Genomic DNA, 4,517 nt, shown 5'->3' with positions numbered 1-4,517 from the left:
GGGGCGTCGAGCTGCGGGACGTGTGGTTCCGCTACGGCGAGGACCGGCCGTGGGTGCTGCGCGGGATCGACCTGGTCGTCCCGCACGGCCGGAGCGTCGCCCTGGTCGGCGTGAACGGCGCGGGCAAGAGCACCCTGGTGAAGCTGCTGTGCCGCCTCTACGATCCGGACCGCGGCTCGGTCACCTGGGACGGCCTGGACCTGCGCGACCTCGCCCCCGCCGACCTGCGCGACCGCGTGGGCGTCGTCTTCCAGGACTTCATGGAGTACGACCTGACGGCCGCCGAGAACATCGCGCTCGGCGACCTCGCCGCCGCCGACGCCCCGGAGCGGATCCGGGCCGCCGCCCGCCGCGCCGGGATCCACGACGCGCTGGAGGCCCTGCCGGACGGCTACGACACGATGCTGAGCCGGATCTTCGCGGGACGCGAGGACGCGTCCGGGACGGCCCTGTCGGGCGGGCAGTGGCAGCGGCTCGCGCTGGCCCGGGCACTGCTGCGCGACGACCGCGACCTGCTGCTCCTCGACGAGCCCAGCTCGGGCCTGGACGCGGAGGCCGAGCACGCCGTGCACGCCTCGCTCCGCGCGCACCGCGCGGGCCGGACGAGCGTGCTGATCTCCCATCGCCTCGGCGCGGTGCGCGAGGCGGACCTCATCGTCGTCCTCGCGGACGGCAGGATCGCCGAGCAGGGCACCCACGACGAGCTGATGGCCATGGACGGGGAGTACGCGCGGCTGTTCACGCTCCAGGCGAGCGGCTACGTGTCAGACGGCGACGACACCGGCGGAAAGGACGGCGGCGGGGAGGACGACGATCACGTCCCCGGGAACGACCGGGCCACGGCGTCCCGCTGATCAAGCTCCCGCTGATCGAGCTCCCGCGCGTCCACAGAGGGCGCCACGGCCGCTGAAGGGCCTACAGGGCTTCGCAGGCGTCCGAGAGGACGGCGAGCAGCCGCAGGGGGTCGGGGAGGGGGGTGCGCTCCGGCGGACGGATCCAGGTGACCGTCCGGCCATAGGTCAGGACCGACGAGGGGGCTACCACGTAGCTGTCGCGGCAGTGCCAGCGCATGCCGGGCGTCTCGGTGACGGTCTCGGGCGAGCAGTCGAGATGGCAGGACCACCACTCGTCCTCGTCCACCGGGGCTCGGGTCGCCACGAAGAACAGGTGCCGCTCGTCGGCGACGTTGGCGACCGGGCCGATCGGGAGCCCCTCGGACTCGATGCGGGCAAGCGCCTCGGCACCGGCGGCGGCCGGGACGTCGAAGACGTCGAACACGCGGCCGGTCGGCAGGATGATGTTGGCGTCGGGCCGCTCGGTCCACCAGCGGTCGATCACGGCGGGGTCGACGCTGGCCTGGATCGCCCAGGCGGCGGAGACCGGGTGCGCGGCCGGGTCGGGACAGCCCACCCGGTCGCAGGAACAGGCGCGGTCGCCGCCGACGGGCGCGTGCGCGCCGGGGACGCAGGGCCAGCCGAGCGCGGCGTAGGCGCGGGCCGTGTCGGCCAGCGGTGGCGGGCCTTCGCGACGCGGGCGTTCGCGGGTCCGCCTGTTCCTGTTCCCCGAGACCGCAAGCACGATGAACGCCCCCAATCACGCCGGGCCGGGACCACCGGCGCCGTCCGGCTCCTTGTTAGTCGATGATGCCGGTCGGGAGGCCGCCCGGACACGGCAACCCCCCGGAAACGGTCCCAAGTGACTAGGACGAAGTGATCCCCGGCAAACAATCACCTACCTCGCGGTGAGGTTCATCCGAGCCGGCGGGCGACCTCGGTGGCGTAGTAGGTGAGGATGATGTCCGCGCCCGCCCGGTGGATCGAGGTGAGCGACTCCATGACGGTGCGGTCGCGGTCGAGCCAGCCGTTGGCGGCGGCGGCCTCGATCATCGCGTACTCGCCGCTGACCTGGTACGCGGCGACCGGGACGTCCACGGCGTCGCGGACCCGCCGGACGATGTCCAGGTAGGCCCCGGCGGGCTTCACCATGACCATGTCGGCGCCCTCGTCGAGGTCGAGGAAGACCTCGCGCAGGGACTCGTCGGCGTTGGCCGGGTCCTGCTGGTAGGAGGAGCGGTCGCCGAAGCTCGGCGCGCACTCGGCGGCCTCGCGGAACGGGCCGTAGAACGCCGAGGCGTACTTGACCGAGTAGCCCAGGATCGACACGTTCTCGTGGCCGGCCGAGTCCAGCGCGGAGCGGATCGCCCCGACCTGGCCGTCCATCATCCCGGACGGCGCGACCACGGCGGCGCCCGCGGCGGCCTGCGCGACCGCGATCGACGCGTACCGCTCCAGGGTCGCGTCGTTGTCGACCTCCCCGGCCGGGGTGAGGATGCCGCAGTGGCCGTGGTCGGTGAACTCGTCCAGGCACAGGTCGGAGATGAGGACGGTCGAGTCGCCGAGGTCGGACGCCAGGTCGCGCAGCGCGACCTGGACGACCCCGTCGGCCGCGTCGCCCGCCGAGCCCACGGCGTCCTTCACGGCCGGCACGCCGAACAGGATGATCCCGCCGACGCCCGCCTCGACGGCGTCGTGCGCGGCCTTGCGCAGCGACTCCCGGGTGTGCTGGACGACGCCGGGCATGGACGCGATCGGCTGCGGCTCGTCCAGGCCCTCCTTGACGAACATCGGCAGCACCAGGTCGGCCGGGGCGAGCCTGGTCTCGGCGGTCAGCCGGCGCAGCGCCGGGGTGCGGCGGAGACGGCGCGGCCGGGCGACGGGGAACTGGGCGGACATCTCAGGCATCTCCAGAAAAGGGCGACGGCGGGCGCGCCGGGGTGACCGGGCGCCCGCCGCGGGGTTCTACTTGCGGCGGCGTGCGCCCCGGCGCATCTGGCTGGGCTTGCGGAGCGGGTCGCCGTTCTCGATCTGGGCGGCCCTCCTCTTCGCACCGTACTCCGCGAGGGCCTCGGCGAGCGCCTGGACCGACGGCGTGGGCGACATCACGTCCACCCGCAGGCCGTACTCCTCGGCCGTCTTGGCCGTCTGCGGCCCGATGCACGCGATGACCGTCACGTTGTGCGGCTTGCCCGCGATGCCGATGAGGTTCTTCACGGTGGACGACGAGGTGAACAGCACCCCGTCGAACCCGCCGCCCTTGATCGCCTCGCGGATCGGGGCGGGCGGCGGCGCGGCGCGGACCGTCCGGTAGGCGGTCACGTCCTCGCACTCCCAGCCGAGCCCGGTCAGGCCCGCGATGAGCGTGTCGGTCGCGATGTCGGCGCGCGGCAGCAGGACCCGGTTGATCGGGTCGAGGTCCTCGTCGTAGGGCGGCCAGACCTCGACCAGGCCCTCCGACGACTGCTGCCCGGACGGCATGAGGTCGGGGTGGACGCCGAACTCGACCAGCGCCCGCGCGGTCGCCTCGCCGACGGCCGCGACCTTCAGCCCCGCGAACGCGCGCGCGTCGAGGCCGTAGTCCTGGAACTTCTCGCGCACGGCGCGGACGGCGTTGGTGGAGGTGAACACCACCCACTCGTAGCGCCCGGTGACCAGGCCCTTGACGGCCCGCTCCATCTGCTGCGGGGTGCGCGGCGGCTCGACCGAGATCGTCGGCACCTCGTCCGGGACGGCCCCGTACGAGCGCAGCTGCTCCGACAGCGACGCGGCCTGCTCCTTGGTGCGCGGCACCAGGACCCGCCAGCCGAACAGCGGCTTGGCCTCGAACCAGCCGAGCCGGTCCCGCCACCTCACCACGTCGCCGACGATGATCATCGCCGGGGTCTCCATGCCCTTGGCCTCGGCCGCCAGCCGCTTCAGGTCGGAGACCACGGTCTCCTGCTCGGTGGTGGTGCCGAGCATGGTCATCGCGGCGGGCGTGGAGTCAGGGCGGCCGACCGCGACCAGCGACTTGCACACCTCGGCGACCGACTGCTCGGCGCCGATGATCACCAGCGTGGCGGACGGGTCGGAGAACGCGGCCCAGTCGACGCCGCCCTCGGACGCGTCGATGAACCGCACCTCGCGGTGCTTGTCGTCGGTCAGCGGAATGCCCGCGTACCCGGGCACGCCGGTCAGCGCCGACACCCCGGAGACGATCTCGAACGGGACGCCCGCCTTGTACAGGGCCTCGCCCCACGACGCCATCCCGCAGGCCAGCGCCGGGTCGCCCTGGAACAGCCGGGCGACGCGGCGGCCCGCGCGGGCGTGCTTCACGGCGAGCTTCACCGGGTCGGCGACCTCGGCGGAGTCGACCAGCTCGGCGCCCGCGCGGCGGTGCTCCAGCACCTCCGGGTGGACGTGCGCGACGGGCGCGATCAGCACGTCCGCGCCCGCCAGCACCTCCACGGCGCGCAGGGTCAGCAGTTTCGGGTCGCCGGGACCGGCGCCGACGAGGAAGACCCGTCCGGCCTCCGGGTCGGTCACGGGGTTTCCGGGGCCGCTCACAGGACTCACGAACGCCCCTCCCCCATCAGGTCGCCGGCGCCGCGGGCGAGCAGCGCCTCGGCGAGCGCGCGGCCCGTCTCGGCGGCCTCGTCCGGGCGGCCGTCCGCGGGCGCGTCCAGCTCGACGACCGAGCGG

4 protein-coding genes are annotated in these 4,517 nt (G+C 73.9%); 1 reads left to right on the top strand and 3 read right to left on the bottom strand.

All coding sequences use genetic code 11. The annotated features are described in order from the left end of the window. The coding region (locus AB0J52_RS28815) for an ATP-binding cassette domain-containing protein (protein WP_500185635.1) at positions 1 to 854 on the top strand (854 nt) is incomplete at its 5' end. A 61-nt stretch (positions 855 to 915) separates the two neighbouring features. On the opposite strand, the gene AB0J52_RS28810 is transcribed toward AB0J52_RS28815, so the two are convergent. From AB0J52_RS28810 to AB0J52_RS28800, 3 genes are all read right to left on the bottom strand, one after another. Beyond that, positions 916 to 1,578, bottom strand: coding sequence for a bifunctional DNA primase/polymerase (locus AB0J52_RS28810; RefSeq protein WP_500185634.1), 663 nt, complete (start codon positions 1,576 to 1,578; stop codon positions 916 to 918). Between the two features lie 170 nt (positions 1,579 to 1,748). Next, complete coding sequence (gene hemB, locus AB0J52_RS28805; RefSeq protein WP_500185633.1) at positions 1,749 to 2,732, bottom strand: porphobilinogen synthase; 984 nt, start codon at positions 2,730 to 2,732, stop codon at positions 1,749 to 1,751. A 66-nt stretch (positions 2,733 to 2,798) separates the two neighbouring features. Further along, positions 2,799 to 4,382: a bifunctional uroporphyrinogen-III C-methyltransferase/uroporphyrinogen-III synthase gene (locus AB0J52_RS28800; RefSeq protein WP_500185637.1), complete on the bottom strand. Its 1,584-nt coding sequence runs from the start codon at positions 4,380 to 4,382 to the stop codon at positions 2,799 to 2,801. Positions 4,383 to 4,517 lie beyond the last annotated feature (135 nt).

Source organism: Spirillospora sp. NPDC049652 (genome assembly GCF_040675125.1).
Lineage (GTDB): Bacteria > Actinomycetota > Actinomycetes > Streptosporangiales > Streptosporangiaceae > Spirillospora.
The sequence above is the reverse complement of the archived record's forward strand: the minus strand, read 5'-3'. Positions and strand labels throughout refer to the sequence as shown.